21 protein-coding genes and 1 other annotated feature are annotated in these 19,745 nt (G+C 58.7%); of the genes, 18 read left to right on the forward strand and 3 right to left on the reverse strand.

The annotated features are described in order from the left end of the window. The first annotated feature begins 130 nt into the window (after positions 1 to 130). From J0F90_RS10695 to J0F90_RS10715, 5 genes are all read left to right on the forward strand, one after another. A complete protein-coding gene (locus J0F90_RS10695; RefSeq protein ID WP_033640515.1) occupies positions 131 to 856 on the forward strand; it encodes a gluconate 2-dehydrogenase subunit 3 family protein in 726 nt (241 codons plus the stop codon). A gap of 2 nt (positions 857 to 858) precedes the next feature. Further along, positions 859 to 2,640: a GMC family oxidoreductase gene (locus tag J0F90_RS10700; protein ID WP_004931432.1), complete on the forward strand. Its 1,782-nt coding sequence runs from the start codon at positions 859 to 861 to the stop codon at positions 2,638 to 2,640. A 12-nt stretch (positions 2,641 to 2,652) separates the two neighbouring features. Continuing rightward, positions 2,653 to 3,990: a c-type cytochrome gene (locus J0F90_RS10705; RefSeq protein ID WP_033640514.1), complete on the forward strand. Its 1,338-nt coding sequence runs from the start codon at positions 2,653 to 2,655 to the stop codon at positions 3,988 to 3,990. Positions 3,991 to 4,248: 258 nt separating this feature from the next. Further along, positions 4,249 to 5,532 carry an SLC5/6 family protein gene (locus tag J0F90_RS10710; RefSeq protein ID WP_033640513.1) on the forward strand — a complete coding sequence of 428 codons (1,284 nt, stop codon included), beginning with the start codon at positions 4,249 to 4,251 and terminating at the stop codon, positions 5,530 to 5,532. 150 nt (positions 5,533 to 5,682) lie between these two features. Beyond that, on the forward strand, positions 5,683 to 6,816 hold the full coding sequence (locus J0F90_RS10715) for an ABC transporter substrate-binding protein (RefSeq protein WP_028128169.1): 1,134 nt from the start codon (positions 5,683 to 5,685) through the stop codon (positions 6,814 to 6,816). A 37-nt stretch (positions 6,817 to 6,853) separates the two neighbouring features. On the opposite strand, the gene J0F90_RS10720 is transcribed toward J0F90_RS10715, so the two are convergent. Both J0F90_RS10720 and J0F90_RS10725 read right to left on the reverse strand, forming a co-directional pair. Beyond that, positions 6,854 to 7,540, reverse strand: coding sequence for a MarC family NAAT transporter (locus J0F90_RS10720; RefSeq protein ID WP_016927970.1), 687 nt, complete (start codon positions 7,538 to 7,540; stop codon positions 6,854 to 6,856). Between the two features lie 107 nt (positions 7,541 to 7,647). After that, positions 7,648 to 7,845, reverse strand: coding sequence for a hypothetical protein (locus J0F90_RS10725; protein ID WP_050072186.1), 198 nt, complete (start codon positions 7,843 to 7,845; stop codon positions 7,648 to 7,650). Between the two features lie 246 nt (positions 7,846 to 8,091). Between J0F90_RS10725 and J0F90_RS10730 the strand changes: the two genes are divergently transcribed. From J0F90_RS10730 to ihfA, 9 genes are all read left to right on the forward strand, one after another. Next, positions 8,092 to 8,715, forward strand: coding sequence for a hypothetical protein (locus J0F90_RS10730; protein ID WP_033640512.1), 624 nt, complete (start codon positions 8,092 to 8,094; stop codon positions 8,713 to 8,715). Between the two features lie 218 nt (positions 8,716 to 8,933). Continuing rightward, positions 8,934 to 10,862 carry a threonine--tRNA ligase gene (thrS, locus tag J0F90_RS10735; RefSeq protein WP_025159696.1) on the forward strand — a complete coding sequence of 643 codons (1,929 nt, stop codon included), beginning with the start codon at positions 8,934 to 8,936 and terminating at the stop codon, positions 10,860 to 10,862. Positions 10,863 to 10,865: 3 nt separating this feature from the next. Continuing rightward, a complete protein-coding gene (gene infC / locus J0F90_RS10740) occupies positions 10,866 to 11,417 on the forward strand; it encodes a translation initiation factor IF-3 (protein ID WP_048233542.1) in 552 nt (183 codons plus the stop codon). A gap of 98 nt (positions 11,418 to 11,515) precedes the next feature. Then, entirely contained in the window at positions 11,516 to 11,713 is a 198-nt protein-coding gene (rpmI, locus tag J0F90_RS10745) for a 50S ribosomal protein L35 (RefSeq protein ID WP_004931418.1), read from the forward strand. Between the two features lie 43 nt (positions 11,714 to 11,756). Beyond that, on the forward strand, positions 11,757 to 12,113 hold the full coding sequence (gene rplT / locus J0F90_RS10750) for a 50S ribosomal protein L20 (protein WP_004931417.1): 357 nt from the start codon (positions 11,757 to 11,759) through the stop codon (positions 12,111 to 12,113). A 113-nt stretch (positions 12,114 to 12,226) separates the two neighbouring features. Further along, positions 12,227 to 12,349: a sequence feature (Phe leader region), on the forward strand. After that, positions 12,231 to 12,275 carry a pheST operon leader peptide PheM gene (gene pheM, locus J0F90_RS10755; RefSeq protein WP_121626058.1) on the forward strand — a complete coding sequence of 15 codons (45 nt, stop codon included), beginning with the start codon at positions 12,231 to 12,233 and terminating at the stop codon, positions 12,273 to 12,275. Its footprint overlaps the feature before it by 45 nt. A 186-nt stretch (positions 12,350 to 12,535) precedes the next feature. Further along, the gene (gene pheS, locus J0F90_RS10760) at positions 12,536 to 13,519 is read left to right on the forward strand and encodes a phenylalanine--tRNA ligase subunit alpha (RefSeq protein ID WP_004931416.1); all 984 of its coding nucleotides are present in this window, start codon (positions 12,536 to 12,538) and stop codon (positions 13,517 to 13,519) included. 14 nt (positions 13,520 to 13,533) lie between these two features. After that, positions 13,534 to 15,921, forward strand: coding sequence for a phenylalanine--tRNA ligase subunit beta (gene pheT, locus J0F90_RS10765; RefSeq protein WP_016927965.1), 2,388 nt, complete (start codon positions 13,534 to 13,536; stop codon positions 15,919 to 15,921). A gap of 4 nt (positions 15,922 to 15,925) precedes the next feature. Continuing rightward, positions 15,926 to 16,222 (forward strand): integration host factor subunit alpha, encoded by a 297-nt coding sequence (gene ihfA / locus J0F90_RS10770; protein WP_004931414.1) that lies wholly within the window; start codon positions 15,926 to 15,928, stop codon positions 16,220 to 16,222. Between the two features lie 187 nt (positions 16,223 to 16,409). Here the strand turns inward: ihfA and J0F90_RS24815 are convergent, their stop codons facing one another. After that, positions 16,410 to 16,541, reverse strand: a complete 132-nt coding sequence (locus J0F90_RS24815) for a hypothetical protein (protein ID WP_016927963.1) — start codon at positions 16,539 to 16,541, stop codon at positions 16,410 to 16,412. Positions 16,542 to 16,773: 232 nt separating this feature from the next. Here J0F90_RS24815 and J0F90_RS10775 point away from each other — a divergent pair, with 232 nt between their 5' ends. The 4 genes from J0F90_RS10775 (at position 16,774) to btuD (ending at position 19,735) form a co-directional block, all read left to right on the forward strand. Beyond that, a complete protein-coding gene (locus tag J0F90_RS10775; protein ID WP_033640511.1) occupies positions 16,774 to 17,190 on the forward strand; it encodes a DUF2502 domain-containing protein in 417 nt (138 codons plus the stop codon). 179 nt (positions 17,191 to 17,369) lie between these two features. Continuing rightward, complete coding sequence (gene btuC / locus J0F90_RS10780) at positions 17,370 to 18,377, forward strand: vitamin B12 ABC transporter permease BtuC (RefSeq protein ID WP_033640510.1); 1,008 nt, start codon at positions 17,370 to 17,372, stop codon at positions 18,375 to 18,377. 45 nt (positions 18,378 to 18,422) lie between these two features. Further along, positions 18,423 to 18,974, forward strand: coding sequence for a glutathione peroxidase (locus J0F90_RS10785; RefSeq protein ID WP_004931411.1), 552 nt, complete (start codon positions 18,423 to 18,425; stop codon positions 18,972 to 18,974). Positions 18,975 to 18,979: 5 nt separating this feature from the next. Continuing rightward, positions 18,980 to 19,735, forward strand: coding sequence for a vitamin B12 ABC transporter ATP-binding protein BtuD (gene btuD / locus J0F90_RS10790; protein ID WP_016927960.1), 756 nt, complete (start codon positions 18,980 to 18,982; stop codon positions 19,733 to 19,735). Positions 19,736 to 19,745 lie beyond the last annotated feature (10 nt).

Raw genomic sequence — 19,745 nt, forward strand, 5'->3', positions numbered from 1 at the left:
AACATTTTTGCTTTTGTGCGCATTCTGACCTTCAATAAATATACAAATAAGTAACAAATTATTTTAAAAACCCGTATCGATCGCAAGGTTGCGGTTAAATAGTTGTGACTATCTTTGGATGGAATGTGACATGTCGAATCATAAAACCAACAATTCGCGGCGCGATTTCTTGTTGAAATCGATGACCTTAATTCCTGCGGCGGTAATTGGTGGCAGCGGCGTTGGCGCGCTGACGGCACCGACACCGGCGGTCGCGGCCTCGAACACCTCAACGCAGAACGATTACCAACCGACCTTTTTCACCCCGGAAGAGTGGGCCTTCATCAAGGCTGCCGTCGCGCGCCTGATCCCGGCCGACGAACGCGGCCCCGGCGCGCTGGAAGCCGGCGTGCCGGAGTTTATCGATCGCCAGATGAATACCCCGTACGCCACCGGTTCCATCTGGTACATGCAGGGGCCGTTCAACCCCGATGTGCCGAAGGAAATGGGCTATCAGCTGCCGCTGGTGCCCAAACAAATCTACAACCTCGGCATCGCAGACGCCGACGCCTACAGCAAGAAAAACGCCGGCAAGCCCTTCGCCGAACTGGATGGCGCGCAGCAGGACGCCCTGCTGCAAAAGTTCGAGTCCGGCGAAGCGGAGTTCCAGCAACTGCCGTCGAAACTGTTCTTCTCCTATCTGCTGCAAAACACCCGTGAAGGTTTCTTCAGCGATCCTATCCATGGCGGCAACAAAGACATGGTGGGTTGGAAGCTGATTAATTTTCCGGGCGCGCGCGCCGATTTTATGGACTGGGTTGAGCGAGGGGAGCGTTATCCCTTCCCGCCGGTCTCGATTCGTGGGGAGAGGGGCTAACCATGGCAACGGTAATGAAAAAAGTAGACGCGGTGATCGTCGGCTTCGGCTGGGTGGGCGCGATCATGGCCAAAGAGCTGACCGAGGCCGGCCTCAACGTGGTGGCGCTGGAGCGCGGCCCGATGCGCGACACCTATCCGGACGGTTCTTACCCGCAGGTGATCGACGAGCTGACCTATAACATCCGCCGCAAGCTGTTCCAGGATCTGTCGAAAAGCACCGTCACCATTCGCCATAACAGCAGCCAGACCGCGGTGCCTTACCGCCAGCTGGCGGCGTTCCTGCCGGGCACCGGCGTCGGCGGCGCCGGCCTGCACTGGTCGGGCGTGCATTTCCGCGTCGATCCGATCGAACTGCGCATGCGCAGCCATTATGAAGAGCGTTACGGCAAAAACTTCATTCCGAAGGACATGACCATCCAGGACTTCGGCGTGACTTACGACGAGCTGGAGCCGTTCTTCGACAAGGCGGAGAAAGTGTTCGGCACTTCCGGCACCGCCTGGACCATCAAAGGGCAGAAAGTGGCGCAGAAGGGCGGTAACCGCTTTGCGCCGGATCGCTCCGACGACTTCCCGCTGCCGGCGCAGAAAAATACCTACTCCGCTCAGCTGTTCGAGAAAGCGGCGCTGGAGGTGGGTTACCACCCCTACAACCTGCCGTCCGCCAACACCTCGGATTCTTACACCAACCCGTACGGCGCGCAGATGGGCCCGTGCAACTTCTGCGGTTTCTGCAGCGGCTACGCCTGCTACATGTATTCCAAGGCCTCGCCGAACGTCAACATCTTGCCGGCGTTGCGCATGGAGAAACGCTTCGAGCTGCGCACCAACGCCAACGTGCTGAAGGTCAACCTGACCGACGACAAATCCCGCGCCACCGGCGTGAACTACGTCGATGCGCAGGGCCGCGAAATTGAACAGCCGGCCGATCTGGTGATCCTGGGCGCGTTCCAGTTCCACAACGTGCACCTGATGCTGCTGTCCGGCATCGGCAAGCCTTACGATCCGGTAACCGGCGAAGGCGTGGTCGGGCGCAACTTCGCCTACCAGAACATGACCACCATCAAGGCGTTCTTCGATAAAGACGTGTTCACCAACCCGTTCATCGGCGCCGGCGGCAACGGCGTGGGCGTGGATGACTTCAACGCCGATAACTTCGATCACGCCAAAGAAGGCTTCGTCGGCGGTTCGCCGTTCTGGGTCAACCAGGCGGGCACCAAGCCGATCTCCGGCCTGCCGACCCCACCGGGCACCCCGGCCTGGGGCAGCAAGTGGAAAGCGGCGGTGGCGGATGCCTATACCCATCACGTCTCGATGGACGCCCACGGCGCGCACCAGTCGTACCGCAACAACTATCTGGATCTCGATCCCAACTACAAGAACGTGTTCGGCCAGCCGCTGCTGCGCATGACGTTCGACTGGCAGGAAAACGACATCAAGATGGCGCAGTTCATGTACGACAAGATGGCGCCGATCGCCAAGGCGATGAACCCGAAACTGATCGCCGGCAGCCCGAAAAACGCCAACAGCCACTTCGACACCACCAGCTACCAGACTACCCACATGAACGGCGGTGCGGTCATGGGGGAAGATCCGAAGACCAGCGCGGTCAACCGCTATCTGCAGAGCTGGGACGTGCACAACGTGTTCTCGATCGGCGCATCGGCCTTCCCGCAAGGGTTGGGCTACAACCCGACCGGCACCGTGGCGGCGCTGGCTTACTGGTCTGCCCGCGCCATTCGCGAGCAGTATCTGAAAAACCCAGGCCCATTGGTGCAGGCATAAGGACGGCGAACGATGAAAGCATTTGTACCGGCACTGGTTCTCAGTGCAGTGAGTTTTTCCGTTTGGGCGCAGGACGCCACCGTCAGCAGCGAGCTGATCAAGCGCGGCGAGTACCTGGCGCGCGCCGGTGACTGCGTGGCCTGCCATACCGATGGCAAGAGCGGCAAAACCTTCGCCGGCGGTCTGGCGATGGAGACGCCGATCGGCACCATCTACTCGACCAACATCACGCCGGACAAGAAAACCGGCATCGGCGATTACAGCTTCGAGGATTTCGATAACGCGGTGCGTAAGGGCGTAGCCAAAAACGGCAGCACCCTGTACCCGGCGATGCCGTACCCGTCGTTCGCGCTGGTGAAAGAGGACGACATGCGCGCCATGTATGCCTATTTCATGCACGGTGTGCAGCCGGTGGAACAGGCCAACAAGGACTCCGACATCCCGTGGCCGCTGTCGATGCGCTGGCCGCTGAGCATCTGGCGCGGCATGTTTGCGCCGTCGCCGGCGGACTTCGTTGCCGACGCCAAGGCCGATCCGGTGATTGAACGCGGCCGCTACCTGGTGGAAGGCCTGGGCCACTGCGGCGCTTGCCATACCCCGCGCAGCATCACCATGCAGGAAAAAGCGTTGAGCAACAGCGAAAGCGACGACTACCTGTCCGGCAGCAACGCGCCGATCGATGGTTGGGTGGCTTCCAGCCTGCGCGGCGACCGCAAGGATGGCCTGGGCAGCTGGAGCGAAGCCGAGCTGACCGAGTTCCTGAAAACCGGCCGTAACGACAAGGCGATCGTGTTCGGCGGCATGAGCGACGTTGTGGAGCATAGCCTGCAATACCTGAGCGACGACGATCTGACCGCCATCGCGCGCTACCTGAAATCGCTGCCGCCGAAAGACGGCAAGCAGCAGGCGGCGCCGGTCGAAGACAGCGTGGCCAAGGATCTGTGGCGTGGCGACGACAGCAAGCCCGGCGCGGCGCTGTATGTCGATAACTGCGCGGCCTGCCACCGCACCGACGGCGTGGGCTACAAGCGCGCCTTCCCGTCGCTGAAGGGCAATCCGGTGGTGCAGACCGAGGACGCGACTTCACTGATCCACATCGTGCTGACCGGCAACACTACGCCGGCGGTGCAGGGGGCGGTATCCAACATCACCATGCCGCCGTTTGGCTGGCGTCTGAACGATCAGCAGGTGGCGGACGTGGTGAACTTCATCCGCTCCAGCTGGGGCAACAGCGCCAAACCGGTGAGCGCTTCCGACGTGGCCGACGTGCGTAAAGACCGCTCGATGATCCGCGACGAGAAGGAGATGGGCAGCGCCGAGGTGCCGGACCATCCGGACGCGAAGAAATAAACCGCTTAAGGGCTCCGCAAGGGGCCCTTAGTTTTTTACTGAGCGAGCCGTTTTTTTCAGCATATTGTGTTCGAAAATCGTCCGTTCAGCCGATAAAACATAGACCCGCAGCGGATTTTTCATTATCCTTTGCCGTCCTTTCATCAGGCGTAAGTATGAAATATCGCTTTAATTCACTGATTATTATTAAAAAACTCGCGGAGAAGGATATCCCGTTAGGCGCAATCGTTGTCGCCGCAGATTAAGGTAGACTGTCTCATGAGTACGATTTCTCCCGATTCAGGCACGCTGACGGCCGCTCAGACTGCCAAATGGAACAAAACCGACACCGTCTGGATGTTCGGTCTCTATGCGACTGCGGTGGGCGCCGGTACGCTGTTCTTGCCGATCAACGCCGGCCTGAACGGCCCGCTGGTGTTGCTGTTGATGGCGCTGTTCGCTTTCCCGCTGACCTATTTGCCGCACCGCGCGCTCAGCCGCTTCGTGCTTTCCGGCTCCAGCCGCGATGGCAACATTCACGATGTGGTGGTGGAACACTTCGGCGTGCTGGCCGGCAAAATCATCATGATGCTGTATCTGATGGCGTTCTTCCCGATCGTGCTGGTGTACAGCATTTCGATCACCAACGCGCTGGACAGCTTCCTGATCCATCAGTTCCACGTGGCCCCGCTGCCGCGCATCTGGCTGAGCCTGGCGGTGGTGGTGGTGCTCAATCTGGTGCTGCTGCGCGGCAAAGACAGCATCGTGGCGGCGATGGGCATGCTGGTGTTCCCACTGCTGGTGTTCCTGATGGGCATTTCGCTCTATCTGATGCCGAGCTGGAATACCGCCAACTTCGTGCACGGCCTGGCCGCCACCCGCTTCGACACGCCGGGGCTGTGGCATTCGCTGTGGCTGGCCGTGCCGGTGATGGTGTTCTCCTTCAGCCATGCGCCGATCATCTCTTCCTTCGCCTCGACCCAGAAGAGCCTGTACGGCGACAAGGCGGAACGCCGCTGCGCGCGCATCATGCGCTATAGCTATGTGCTGATCTGCGTTACCGTGCTGTTCTTCGTGTTCAGCTGCGTGCTGAGCCTGTCTCATGAAGACATGCTGCAGGCGAAAGAGCAGAACATCACGGTGCTGACTACGCTGGCCAACAAGTTCTCCAACCCGCTGATCGCCTACCTTGGCCCGGTGATGGCGATGCTGGCGATGGCCAAGTCCTATCTCGGCACTTCGCTGGGGGTGACGGAAGGGGCGACCAGCCTGATCGACGGCGTCACGCGCGCGGTCGGCAAGCCGCTCACCTCGCGCATGACGCACCGCATCTCGGCGGCGTCGCTGTTCCTGCTCACCTGGGCGGCGACGGTGTGGAACCCCAGCGCGCTGCACATCATCGAAACCATCAGCGGCCCGCTGATTGCGGCGATCCTGTTTATCCTGCCGATGTACGCCGTGCGTGCGGTGCCGGCCATGCGCCAGTACCGCGCGGCGAGCAACGTCTTCGTGCTGGTGATGGGCCTGATTGCGCTGTCGGCGCTGATCTACGGCCTGATGTGATCCTCTGGGCGCGCCGCTTCCGGCGCGCCTCTTATCCTTCCTTTACACATCCCTTTGCAATTAATCGCCGACATGCCGGGCGTTACCTTTGATAATGCAAGCCATTCTCATTAGTATTTCCTGAATGTATTCATGACCAAGGAGTTTTTCGTGCACCGTCGAATCACTTTGCCGGCGCTGGTTTGCGCCGCCTTGCTCGCCTCTCCGGCGATGGCCACTACCTATCCGTTGACCCTGACCGACACCTCCGGCCAGACGGTCACCCTCCAGCAGGAGCCGAAACGCATCGTGGTGCAGGACGGGCGCGACATTCTCACGCTGGCGCTGCTCGATCGCGCCAACCCGTTCGGCCGGCTGGTGGCCTGGAATAACCTGCTGAAGAAAAGCGACGCGGCGACCTGGGATATCTTGCAGAGCAAATGGCCGGCGGCGAAAAACATCATCGACATGGGATTCAGCGATAAAGGCGAAGTGAATCTGGAGAGCGTGATCGCCAAGCGCCCCGATCTGATGATTGCCCAGCTGCGCTCCAAGCCTTCGCTGAGCCAAACCGGCGTGCTGGATAAGCTGAAGGCGCTGAACGTGCCGGTGTTGTTTATCGATACCATGCTCAAGCCGGTGGAAAACACGCCGAAAAGCGTGACGCTGTTGGGGGAAACCCTCAACCGCGAAAGCGAAGCCAAGCAATATACCGATTTTTATCAGCAGCATTATCAGGCCATTCTGGCCAAAACGCAGGCGGTGGAGCCCAAGCCGTTGGTGTTCTTCGAAGCCAAGGCCGGTCTGAATGGTCTGGAATCCTGCTGCTTCACCCATGCGCACGTCGGCTGGGGCGCGTTGGTCGAGGCGGTCGGCGCGCGCAACATCGGCTCTGCGCTGTTGCCGGGCGCGACCGGCGACGTGGCGCTGGAAAAAGTGATCGCCATGAAACCGGACGCCTACATTGTTTCCGGCTCACAGTGGGCCAGCAAGACCAATGCCGCGGTGCCGTTCGGCTATGGCGTGACGCAGCAACAGGTGGATGAGGCCTTCAACCGCATGAAACAGCGCCCGGGGTTCTCGCAGGTGTCGGCGGTGAAGGAAGGGCGGTTCTACGGCATCTACCATAACTTCTACAACCACCCGTACAACATCGTGGGGCTGGAGTATCTGGCGAAGTTTATCTATCCGGCGCAGTTCCCGGATCTGGATCCGGCCAAGACCTACAGCGAGATCCTCAGTCGCTTTACCGAAGTGCCGGAAGGCAAGGGCATTTTGGGCGCGCAGGCGCCGGCGGGGAAATAACGGCAACGGGCGCGACGATCGCGCCCGTTTTGTATGATCAGGCGGCCGGCGTATAGGTGGAGATAATCTCCAGCACGCCGTTGATGATGAACTGTACGCCCATGCACACCAGCAGGAACCCCATCAGGCGCGAGATCGCCTCGATGCCGCTTTTCCCCACCAACCGCATGATGGCGCCGGAACTGAGCAGGCAGGCCCACAGGATCACCGCGACCGTCAGGAAGATGGCGACCGGCGCCACGGCCAACACCCAGGGTTCAAAACCCAGCGAGTTCGCTTTGACGCTCGACGCCGAGCTGATGATCATCGCGATGGTGCCCGGCCCGGCGGTGCTCGGCATGGCCAACGGCACGAAGGCGATGTTGGCCGATGTCTTGTGGCGCAGCTCGTGCGACTTGCTCTCCACCTCCGGCGCGTCTTCGGGGCTCTGCTGCGGGAACAGCATGCGAAAACCGATGAAGGCGACGATCAGGCCGCCGGCGATGCGCAGGCCGGGGATCGAAATGCCGAAGGTGTTCATCACCACCTGCCCGGCGTAAAACGCCACCGTCATGATGCAGAACACATAAACCGAGGCCATCAGCGACTGCTGATTGCGCTCTTCGCGCGTCATATTGCCGGACAAGCCGAGCAGCAACGCCACCGTGGTCAGCGGGTTGGCCAGCGGCAACAGCAGCACCAAACCCAGTCCGATGGCCTGGAATAACTGCAAAATACCCGTCATAAAGTAGACTCCCTGTGCAACGTTCAGGCCGCCAAGCGGCGGCCCATGAGCTAAACAGCCTAGCCTGCCGCGTGCCTGGCGGCAATGGGGATAGCTCGTAACGTTAATTAACCGTCGGCCGGCGTTTCATCATTGCCGTTGCACTCGCCGGCGAGCTCAGGTTCATCCTCACATCCCAACGGCGCTTCGTTGACCGCAATCGCCCGCGGCGCCGAACGCACGCCAAAATGCATCAGCCCATGCAGCATCGCCAATACCGCGCATGCCACGACGAGGACCGCAAGTAACCGGTTCATGTTCTGCATAAGTCTCGATTGGAACGGACAGCTTTCAGGATAGCGGCTGGCGGCAGAGCGCGCCACGCGAGGCGGCGGCATCACCGACAACGGCGATAAAATGGCCTGCGCTCAGAAAAAATGCGCAGTTTTTGTGTTTTATGGCCTTTTTCGCCGCAGTTGACCGGTAAAGGCCGACGTTGCGCACCAATTGCTACACCCCACAGGCTCAGCTGCCTACCATAGGCGCGCTTTAAAACGATAACGAGATTGATTATGCAAGACGAACTGAAATTTTTACTGGGGAAAATCAGCGCATTCGCGCTTTCCGCCGCCTTCATGGCGGCATTGGTCGGCCTGGTGTTTATCGATGTGCACTGGTTGCATAACTTCGTGCATGAAACCTCGCTGACCGAAGCGGCGCAGGAACTGTTGCTGCTCGCCATCGCCGGCGGTTTTTTCGCCGCGGCCCGGCGGCAGGTGGAACGCCGCTCCGCCTGGATGCTGGTCGGCGGTTTCTTTCTCTGCATGCTGATCCGCGAGATGGACTTCGCTTTCGATGCGTTGTGGCACGGCGCCTGGGTGTGGTTCGCGCTGGCGGTCGCCTTGGCCTGCCTGTGGCATGCGGCACGGCATATTGCGGCTACGGTGCGCGGCCTGGCCTATTTCGCGACGCATCCCGGCTACGGCATGATGTGCGCCGGCCTGCTGTGCATTCTGGTGTTTTCACGCCTGTTCGGCATGAGCGCGCTGTGGCAAACGCTGATGCTGGACGGCTACAACCGGGTGGTGAAAAACATGGTGGAAGAGGGCTGCGAACTGCTGGGCTATGGCCTGTGCCTGTTGGCCACTCTCAGCTACATGAGAGGCGTTTTTGCGCCGGATGAAGCGAAAGTGTGACGGCGGCGGCGCTTTATTTATCCGGAACAATTTTAGTGATACTATTCGCTTAGCCGAATGCGGCTGAGAAGGTATGCGTTCCATTCTGTATACCCAGTGAGGTTTCAATCTGGCAATTGTGGGCGAGATCTGAAACCTGGCTGACCAAACCCAAAACCCAATTTTCGTACTGCATGTGATCTGTCGTGTGGGTCACCACTGTAGATAAGGAATTATTAATGCCTGTTATTACTCTTCCTGACGGTAGTCAGCGTCATTTCGACCACCCCGTTTCCCCGATGGATGTCGCGCGCGATATCGGCCCTGGCCTGGCGAAAGCCTGTATCGCCGGCCGCGTCAACGGCGAACTGGTTGATGCCGGCGATCTGATCGAATCGGATGCGCAGCTGGCCATCATCACCATCAAAGACGAAGACGGTCTGGAAATCATGCGCCACTCCTGCGCGCACCTGCTGGGTCATGCGATCAAGCAGCTGTGGCCGGATACCAAAATGGCGATCGGTCCGGTGATCGACAACGGTTTCTATTATGACGTGGATATCGACCGCACCCTGACGCAGGAAGACCTGGATCTGCTGGAAAAGCGGATGCACGAGTTGGCCGATAAGGATTACGACGTCATCAAGAAGAAGGTCAGCTGGCAAGAAGCCCGCGACACCTTCGCCGAGCGCGGCGAAATCTACAAAGTGGCGATCCTGGATGAGAACATCAGCCATGACGATCGTCCTGGCCTATATCACCACGAAGAATACGTCGACATGTGCCGCGGTCCGCACGTGCCGAACATGCGTTTCTGCCACCATTTCAAGCTGCAGAAAACCTCCGGCGCTTACTGGCGCGGCGACAGCAAAAACAAAATGCTGCAGCGTATCTACGGTACCGCCTGGGCAGACAAGAAGCAGCTGAACGCCTACCTGCAACGTCTGGAAGAAGCGGCCAAGCGCGATCACCGCAAGATCGGCAAACAGCTCGACCTGTATCACATGCAGGAAGAAGCGCCGGGCATGGTGTTCTGGCACAACGACGGTTGGACTATCTTCCGCGAGCTGGAAGCCTTCGTGCGCATGAAGCTCAAAGAGTACCAGTACCAGGAAGTGAAAGGTCCGTTCATGATGGACCGCGTGCTGTGGGAAAAAACCGGCCACTGGGAAAACTACAAAGACGCCATGTTCACCACCGCGTCGGAAAACCGCGAATACTGCATCAAGCCGATGAACTGCCCGGGCCACGTGCAGATCTTCAACCAGGGTCTGAAGTCGTACCGCGATTTGCCGTTGCGCATGGGCGAATTCGGCAGCTGCCACCGCAACGAGCCGTCGGGTTCCCTGCACGGCCTGATGCGCGTGCGCGGCTTCACGCAGGATGACGCCCACATCTTCTGTACCGAAGAGCAGGTGCGCGCCGAAGTGAACGAATGCATCCGCATGGTGTATGACGTGTACGGCACTTTCGGTTTCGACAAGATCGCCGTCAAGCTGTCGACTCGCCCGGAAAAACGCATCGGCACCGACGACATGTGGACCCGGGCGGAAGAAGACCTGGCCGCCGCGCTGACCGAGAACGGCATTCCGTTCGAATACCAGCCGGGCGAGGGCGCCTTCTACGGACCGAAAATTGAATTTACCCTGCATGATTGTTTGGATCGCGCATGGCAATGTGGTACCGTGCAGCTCGATTTCTTCTTGCCGGGCCGTTTGGGCGCATCGTACGTTGGCGAAAACAACGATCGCGTCGTGCCGGTAATGATTCACCGCGCCATTTTGGGCTCCATGGAACGCTTCATCGGTATCCTGACCGAAGAATACGCCGGGTTCTACCCGACCTGGATCGCTCCGGTGCAGGTGGTGGTGATGAATATCACCGACAGCCAGTCTGATTATGTCCAGCAATTGACCAAAAAACTGCAGGATGCAGGCATTCGCGTGAAAGCGGACTTGAGAAATGAGAAGATTGGCTTTAAAATTCGCGAACATACTTTACGTCGAGTCCCTTACATGTTGGTGTGCGGCGACAAAGAGGTCGAAGCAGGCAAAGTTGCCGTTCGTACCCGCCGTGGCAAAGACCTGGGAAGCCTGGACGTAAACGAAGTCGTAGACAAGCTGCTGAAAGAGATTCGCAGCCGTAGTCTTCATCAACTGGAGGAATAAAGTATTAAAGGCGGAAAACGAGTTCAACCGGCGCGTCCTAATCGCATTAACAGAGAAATTCGCGCGCAAGAAGTTCGCCTAACCGGCGTCGATGGCGAGCAGATTGGTATTGTCAGTCTGAATGAAGCTCTTGAAAAAGCTGAGGAAGCGGGCGTTGATTTAGTAGAAATCAGCCCAAATGCCGAACCGCCAGTTTGCCGAATCATGGATTACGGCAAATTCCTCTACGAGAAGAGCAAGTCGACGAAAGAACAGAAGAAGAAGCAAAAAGTTATTCAGGTCAAGGAAATCAAATTCCGTCCTGGCACCGATGATGGCGACTATCAGGTCAAACTACGCAACCTGATTCGCTTTCTGGAAGATGGCGATAAAGCCAAAATCACCCTGCGTTTCCGCGGGCGTGAGATGGCGCACCAGCAGATCGGTATGGAAGTGCTTAACCGCGTCCGTAAAGACCTGTGTGAAGATATGGATCTGGCAGTGGTCGAATCCTTCCCTACGAAGATCGAAGGCCGCCAGATGATTATGGTGCTCGCTCCTAAGAAGAAACAGTAAGGCTTACAAGTAATGGAACCCGCGCGGCGCTTGCGCTGTGTGGGTTTTATTCGCCCAACTGATTCGTTGTTTAACAATGCGAAGTGGATTTAATTAAAATGCCAAAGATTAAAACTGTACGTGGTGCAGCCAAGCGCTTCAAAAAAACCGGCAGCGGTGGTTTTAAGCGTAAACATGCCAACCTGCGTCATATTCTGACCAAAAAAGCAACCAAGCGTAAACGTCACCTGCGTCCGAAAGGCATGGTGTCTAAAAACGATCTGGTCCTGGTTACCGCGTGCCTGCCGTACGCATAAGCCATTTTTTTTGAATTTAGAATAAGACTTTAGGAGAGAGCATATGGCTCGCGTAAAACGTGGTGTAATTGCACGCGCACGTCACAAGAAAATCATGAAGCAGGCGAAAGGTTACTACGGTGCCCGTTCGCGCGTATATCGTGTTGCCTTCCAGGCAGTAATCAAAGCAGGTCAGTACGCTTACCGTGACCGTCGTCAACGTAAGCGTCAGTTCCGTCAGCTGTGGATTGCACGTATCAACGCAGCTGCTCGTCAGAACGGTCTGTCTTACAGCAAGTTCATCAACGGCTTGAAAAAAGCGTCGATCGAAATTGACCGTAAGATCCTGGCTGACATCGCAGTCTTCGACAAAGTGGCCTTCGGCGCACTGGTTGAGAAAGCGAAAGCAGCTCTGGCGTAAGTCAGTTGAAGAGGGAGCTTGCTCCCTCTTTTAATCTTTGTTTTCAGCGACAAATATTGACTTTTATTGCCCGCCGCTATATCACTGGTGGACAATCATCGACAAGGTACCGCAATCATGCACGCAGCTATTTTTCGTTTCTTTTTTTACTTTAGCGCCTGATTTCAGGAGGCTTCGCGCGTAAGAAAAGAAACGAAAAGTAGCGCCTAAGCCTCCCTCGTGGAGGCTTTTTTGTTTTTGGCCATCGCCTCGCCTTGCACATTGCTGCGGCGAGGGGGCAGACACTCAGCCGGCCCTGTGCCGCGCAGGTGAGTCACCTGGTCGACAACGCATTGAAAAGTCTTTGAAGATTGCTCAAAGGCGTGTTCGAATAATAGATAACAATTACTTAGGGCCATCCCGGCCAGAGGAAGAGGAAAGCAATGCCACATCTCGCAGAGCTGGTTGCCAATGCCAAGGCAGCCGTAGAAGATGCCCAGGATGTTGCCGCGTTAGATTTGGTGCGCGTCGAATATTTTGGCAAGAAAGGTCATTTCACCTTGCAGATGCAGTCTCTGCGTGACGTACCGGCGGAAGACCGTCCGGCGGCCGGCGCGGTGATCAACCAGGCCAAGCAAGAAGTGCAGGACGCCCTGAACGCGCGTAAGAACGCGCTGGAAAGCGCCGCGCTGAACGCGCGCCTGGCGGCTGAAACCATCGACGTCTCCCTGCCGGGCCGTCGCATGGAGAACGGCGGTTTGCATCCGGTGACCCGCACCATCGACCGTATCGAAACCTTCTTCGGCGAGTTGGGCTTTTCCGTTGCCACCGGCCCGGAGATTGAAGACGATTACCATAACTTCGACGCGCTGAACATTCCAGGGCATCACCCGGCGCGCGCCGACCACGATACTTTCTGGTTTGACGCCACGCGCCTGCTGCGCACCCAGACTTCCGGCGTGCAGATCCGCACCATGAAGAACCAACAGCCGCCGATCCGCATCATTGCGCCGGGCCGCGTTTACCGTAACGACTACGATCAGACTCACACCCCGATGTTCCACCAGATGGAAGGGCTGATCGTCGATAAAGACATCAGCTTCACCAACCTGAAGGGCACGCTGCACGATTTCCTGAACAACTTCTTTGAAGAAGACCTGCAGGTTCGTTTCCGTCCGTCCTACTTCCCGTTCACCGAGCCGTCCGCTGAAGTGGACGTGATGGGCAAGAACGGCAAGTGGCTGGAAGTGCTGGGCTGCGGCATGGTGCATCCAAACGTGCTGCGCAACGTGGGCATCGATCCGGAAGTCTACTCCGGCTTCGCCTTCGGCATGGGCATGGAGCGCCTGACGATGCTGCGTTACGGCGTCACCGATCTGCGCGCATTCTTCGAAAACGATCTGCGTTTCCTCAAACAGTTTAAGTAAGGCGGGAATATCACATGAAATTCAGTGAACTCTGGTTGCGCGAGTGGGTAAACCCGGCCATCAGCAGCGAAGCATTATCCGATCAAATCACCATGGCCGGCCTGGAAGTGGACGGCGTGGATCCTGTCGCCGGCGCGTTTAACGGCGTTGTGGTGGGTGAAGTGGTCGAGTGCGGTCAGCACCCGAATGCCGACAAACTGCGCGTCACCAAGGTCAACGTCGGCGGCGATCGCTTGCTCGACATCGTCTGCGGCGCGCCGAACTGCCGTACCGGCCTGAAAGTGGCGGTCGCCACCGTGGGCGCAGTGCTGCCGGGCGATTTCAAAATCAAGGCCGCCAAGCTGCGCGGCGAGCCTTCGGAAGGCATGCTGTGCTCATTCTCCGAGCTGGGCATTTCCGACGATCATGACGGCATCATCGAGCTGCCGCTGGATGCGCCGATCGGCACCGACATCCGTGACTACCTGAAACTGAACGACAACACCATCGAGATCAGCGTTACCCCGAACCGCGCCGACTGCCTGGGCATCATCGGCGTTGCGCGCGACGTGGGCGTACTGAACCAGGTGGCGCTGACCGAGCCGGATATGAGCCCGGTGGCTGCCACTATCGACGCCACGCTGCCGATCCGCGTTGACGCGCCGCAGGCGTGCCCGCGTTATCTGGGCCGCGTGGTGAAAGGCATCGACGTCAAGGCGCCAAGCCCGCTGTGGATGCGTGAAAAACTGCGTCGTTGCGGTATCCGTTCTATCGATGCCGTCGTCGACGTCACCAACTATGTGCTGTTGGAACTTGGCCAGCCGATGCACGCCTTCGATCTGAGCCGCATCGACGGCGGCATCGTGGTGCGCATGGCGGAAGAAGGGGAAACCTTGACGCTGCTGGACGGTAACGAAGCCAAACTGAACGCCGACACCTTAGTGATCGCCGATCATCAAAAAGCGTTGGCGATGGGCGGCATCTTCGGCGGCGAGCATTCCGGCGTCAACGGGGAAACTCAGGACGTGCTGCTTGAGTGCGCTTTCTTCAGCCCGCTGTCGATCACCGGCCGCGCGCGTCGTCACGGCCTGCACACCGACGCTTCTCACCGCTATGAGCGCGGCGTCGATCCGGCGCTGCAGTACAAAGCGATGGAGCGCGCCACGCGCCTGCTGCTCGACATCTGCGGCGGCCAGGCCGGCCCGATAATCGACGTGACCCACGAGAACGAACTGCCGAAGCGCGCCACCATCACGCTGCGCCGCGAGAAACTGGATCGCCTGATCGGCCACGTGGTGCCGAGCGAGCAGGTCAGCGACATTCTGCGCCGTCTGGGTTGCCAGGTGACCGAGCAGGGCGACAGCTGGCAAGCGGTCGCGCCGAGCTGGCGTTTCGATATGGAGATCGAAGAGGATCTGGTGGAAGAAGTGGCGCGCGTTTACGGCTACGACAACATCCCGGATGTGCCGGTCCGCGCCGATCTGGTGATGACCCAGCATCGCGAAGCCGATCTGACGCTGAAGCGCGTGAAGACCATGCTGGTCGATCACGGTTATCAGGAAGCGATCACCTACAGCTTCGTCGATCCGAAGGTGCAGGCGTTGTTGCACCCGAATGAAGAAGCGCTGATCCTGCCAAGCCCGATTTCGGTAGAAATGTCGGCGATGCGTCTGTCGCTGTGGACCGGCCTGCTGTCTGCGGTGGTGTATAACCAGAACCGCCAGCAGACGCGTCTGCGTCTGTTCGAAAGCGGTCTGCGCTTTGTGCCTGATAGTGCGGCAGATCTGGGTATCCGTCAGGATGTCATGCTGGCGGGCGTGATCGCCGGCCATACGCACGATGAACATTGGGATCTGGCGCGCAAGCCCGTCGACTTCTATGATTTAAAAGGGGATCTGGAGTCTGTCCTCGAGCTGACTGGTAAATTATCCGAAATTCAGTTCCGGGCGGAAGCCAATCCGGCCCTGCATCCAGGGCAAAGTGCGGCGATTTATTTGCATGGCGAACGCGTTGGTTTCATCGGTGTGGTTCACCCGGAACTTGAACGTAAACTGGATCTTAACGGCCGCACCGTGGTGTTTGAACTGGAGTGGAACAAGCTTGCGAGCCGCGCCGTGCCTCAGGCGCGGGAGATTTCGCGCTTCCCGGCAAACCGCCGTGATATCGCCATTGTGGTGGCTGAAAACGTCCCCGCAGAAGATATTTTGGCCGAGTGTAAGAAAGTTGGCGCAAATCAGGTAGTTGGCGTAAACTTGTTTGACGTGTACCGTGGCAAGGGCGTGGCAGAAGGTGACAAGAGCCTGGCTATCAGTCTGGTATTGCAGGATACCGCTCGTACACTGGAAGAAGAGGAGATAGCCGCTACCGTTGCAAAATGCGTAGAGGCTCTAAAACAGCGATTCCAAGCATCCTTGAGGGATTGAACCTATGGCGCTTACTAAAGCTGAAATGTCAGAACACCTGTTTGAGAAGCTTGGGCTTAGCAAACGGGACGCCAAAGACCTGGTGGAACTGTTCTTTGAAGAGGTCCGTCGGGCCCTTGAGAATGGCGAACAGGTAAAACTGTCGGGTTTTGGCAACTTTGATCTGCGTGACAAGAACCAACGTCCGGGGCGTAACCCGAAGACCGGCGAAGACATTCCGATTACGGCGCGCCGCGTGGTGACCTTCCGTCCGGGGCAGAAGCTGAAAAGCCGGGTAGAAAACGCCAGCCCGAAAGGGTGAGTGACGTGACATCAAAAAAGGCCGCTTGCGCGGCCTTTTTCTTTTCTGAGACAAAATTCAGTTTATTCCTAATCGATAAGACAAGACTTCATTGAGCCGTTAAGTCGGCACGGCGAAAATCATCTCCCTTAATTGCAGAATATTCTCATATCTTATTTCATGTAATGCGTGGCTTTTATTTCCCGCTTCAATAACGGCCGTAATAATGGCCAGGGCCGTCGCCGCGGTGGCCGCCGCCCCCGTGCGGGCCCCAGCAGCAGGCGCTAAGGGTTGAGGCGAGGGCGACCACGGCCAGCAGCATACCGATACGTTTAATCATCTTATTATCCTCCAGTGGGGATCCGTTTAATTATCATTGTCGCGCCGCTTAAGCGATGTCAGTTATTCGTTAAGCCTTGGCAGAGGCAATAATAATTAAAGGCGGCGGCAAACAGTGTCGGGATTGTGTAAGGCCGTCGAAAACGATCTGAAAATAGGCGCCGGTGAGATAGTCGCTAAATAAGCGCACTGATATAACCACTGCAGCAAGAAAAATAGAGTGAGAAGGCAAAATGAAAAAGATCCTGTTGCTGGTGTGTTTCCCGTTGTTGCTGCCGCTGGCGGCACAGGCCGATGTCTCCGTCGATATCAACGTGCCGGGCGTTTCCCTGCATTTGGGGGATCAGGACCGCCGTGGTTACTACTGGGATGGCTATGACTGGCGTCCCCCACAGTGGTGGCATGCGCACCAGGGCCGCGGCCTGGGTGAGCGCAATGCGCGCGGTATGTACTGGGACGGCGGACGCTGGCAACCTTCGCCGCCGCGTGGCTATGCGCATCGTGAACCGGAACGCAGCGGCAATCCATTCCACGGCGATCGCGATAGTCGCGACCACGACCGCCGTCATCACGATCGCGGTGACCATGACCGCCGCGATGACGGCCGCGGCCAACCTTATCCGCCGGGCAACGCCGGCCCGCATCGTTAATCCCTGAGTTTATCGGCGGCTGGTTTTGCCATCATTGCTGCGATGACGGGCAAGGCCAGCCGCTGCTTTCCTGAGCCACGATCCACGCAAGACTTCCCCTTACGGCGTTAACCCCCTAATATTCGACTCAAACGTCAATTATCCGGCCACGACAGCGGCCGGCAGGGAACCGCCGCGCCATGCCAACCAGCCGTACCTTCACCTTACTGTTGCAACATCAACGCTACCGCGATAAACGCCAGCTCAGTCTGTTGGCGCTGGGCGTGGCGGTGGCGTTGCTGGTCAGCCTTTGCGCCGGCGACCAATGGATATGGCCGTCAGCGTGGTTCAGCGATCGAGCGCAACTGTTCGTTTGGCAACTGCGTTTGCCGCGCGCGCTGGCGGTGATGCTGGTCGGCGCCGCCCTGGCGGTGGCGGGCGCGGTGATGCAGGCGCTGTTTGAAAACCCGCTGGCGGAGCCCGGTCTGCTGGGCGTCGCTAACGGCGCCGGTGTCGCGTTGGTGCTGACGGTGTTGTTGGGGCACGGTTTGTTGCCGGTGGCGCTGATGAGCGCCGCCGCGATAGTCGGTGCGCTGGCGATGACCTTCTTGCTGCTGGGTTTCGCTCGCCGGCGACGTCTGACCAATGCAAGGCTGTTGCTGGTCGGCGTGGCGCTGGGCATCGTGTGCAGCGCGCTGATGACCTGGGCGGTCTATTTCAGCACCAGCCTCGATCTGCGACAGCTGATGTACTGGATGATGGGTGGTTTCGGCGGCGTCGACTGGCGCCAAAAGTGGCTGGTGCTGGCGCTGCTGCCGGTGTTGCTGTGGCTGTGTGGCCAGGGCCGAGCGCTCAATCTGATGGCGCTGGGCGAGGTGCAGGCGCGCCAGCTCGGGCTGTCGCTGCATTTGTGGCGTAACCTGCTGGTGCTGGCGATCGGCTGGCTGGTTGGCGTCAGCGTGGCGCTCGCCGGGGTGATCGGCTTCGTTGGGCTGGTGATCCCGCATATTTTGCGGCTCACTGGCCTGACAGACCAGCGCTATCTGCTGCCGGCCTGCGCGCTGGCGGGGGCCGGGGTGTTGCTGGTGGCCGATGTGATCGCTCGCGTTGCGCTGCTGGCGGCCGAGCTGCCGATCGGCGTGGTGACCGCCACGCTGGGGGCACCGCTATTTATCTGGTTACTGACCCGGACAAAAGGCGTAAGGTAGTTTTCTTCATTCACCTGCCATTAAAAAACCAAAGGATGACAACCGATGAGCAAGCCAATCGACAACCTGCCGTTACAAACCATCGAAAATCAGACGACCACGCTGGGTGCCTATCAGGGCAAGGTGCTGCTGGTGGTCAACGTGGCCTCGGAGTGCGGCCTGACCAAGCAGTACGAAGGGCTGGAAGCGCTGTACGAAACCTATCGCGAACGAGGGCTGGAAGTCCTGGGGTTCCCGTCCAATGAATTCCTGGGCCAGGAGCCGGGCAGCAACGAAGAGATCCTGGCGTTTTGCCGCGGAACCTTCGGCGTGCAATTCCCCATGTTTGCCAAGATTGAGGTGAACGGCGAACACCGTCATCCGCTGTATCAAGCGTTGATTGCCGCACAGCCGGAGGCTGTCGCGCCGGAAGGCAGCGAGTTCCTGGCGCGGATGACCAGCAAGGGGCGTGCGCCGAAGCACCCCGGCGACATTCTGTGGAACTTCGAGAAATTCCTTATCGCGCGCGACGGCACGGTGATCCAGCGCTTCTCGCCTGACACCACACCTGAGGATCCGGCGCTGGTGGCGGCGGTGAAACAAGCGCTGGCAGGATAATACGGATGCTGCAACTCGTTGAGGTTGGGGTGGCGGGGCGCCTGGCGCCTTTTTCGGCACAGATTGACGGCGGGTTGCAGGTTCACCTGATCGGCCCAAATGGCGCAGGGAAGAGTACCCTGCTGGCGCGGGTGGCGGGCATGCTGCCGGGGCTGGGCGAAGTCTGCCTGGACGGACGCGCGTTAGCCGATTATCCGGGGAGCGAGCTGGCGCGCCGACGCGGTTATCTCAGCCAGCAACAGCCGCCGGTGTCGCTGATGCCGGTGTTTCAGTATTTGGCGTTGCACCGGCCTGCCGGCGCGGCGCAAACCGAAGTGGAGCATACCATCCTCTATCTGTGCCAGCGGTTGAAGCTGGTGGATAAACTGTCACGCATGCTGACACAGCTTTCCGGTGGCGAATGGCAACGGGTGCGGCTGGCGGCGGTATTGCTGCAGGTATGGCCCAGCGTCAATCCGCACAGCCGATTGTTGCTGCTGGATGAACCGACCAATAGCCTGGATGTGGCGCAAAAGGTCGCGCTGGATCGCCTGCTGCGCGAATTCTGCCAAAGTGGGCGAAGCGCGCTGGTGTGCGCGCACGATCTGAATCATACCCTGCAGCAGGCCGATCGGGTTTGGTTGTTGCACGCTGGGCAGTTGGTCGCGCAGGGCATCACCCGTGAGGTGATGGCACCCGCACTGTTGTCGCAGATCTATGAAGTGGATTTCCACCTGCAATGGGTGGGGAACCAGCGTTGGATCATGACCCGCACGGCTTAATTCGTCCCGC

It is taken from the genome of Serratia marcescens subsp. marcescens ATCC 13880 (assembly GCF_017299535.1).
In the GTDB taxonomy this organism is placed as follows: Bacteria; Pseudomonadota; Gammaproteobacteria; order Enterobacterales; family Enterobacteriaceae; genus Serratia; species Serratia marcescens.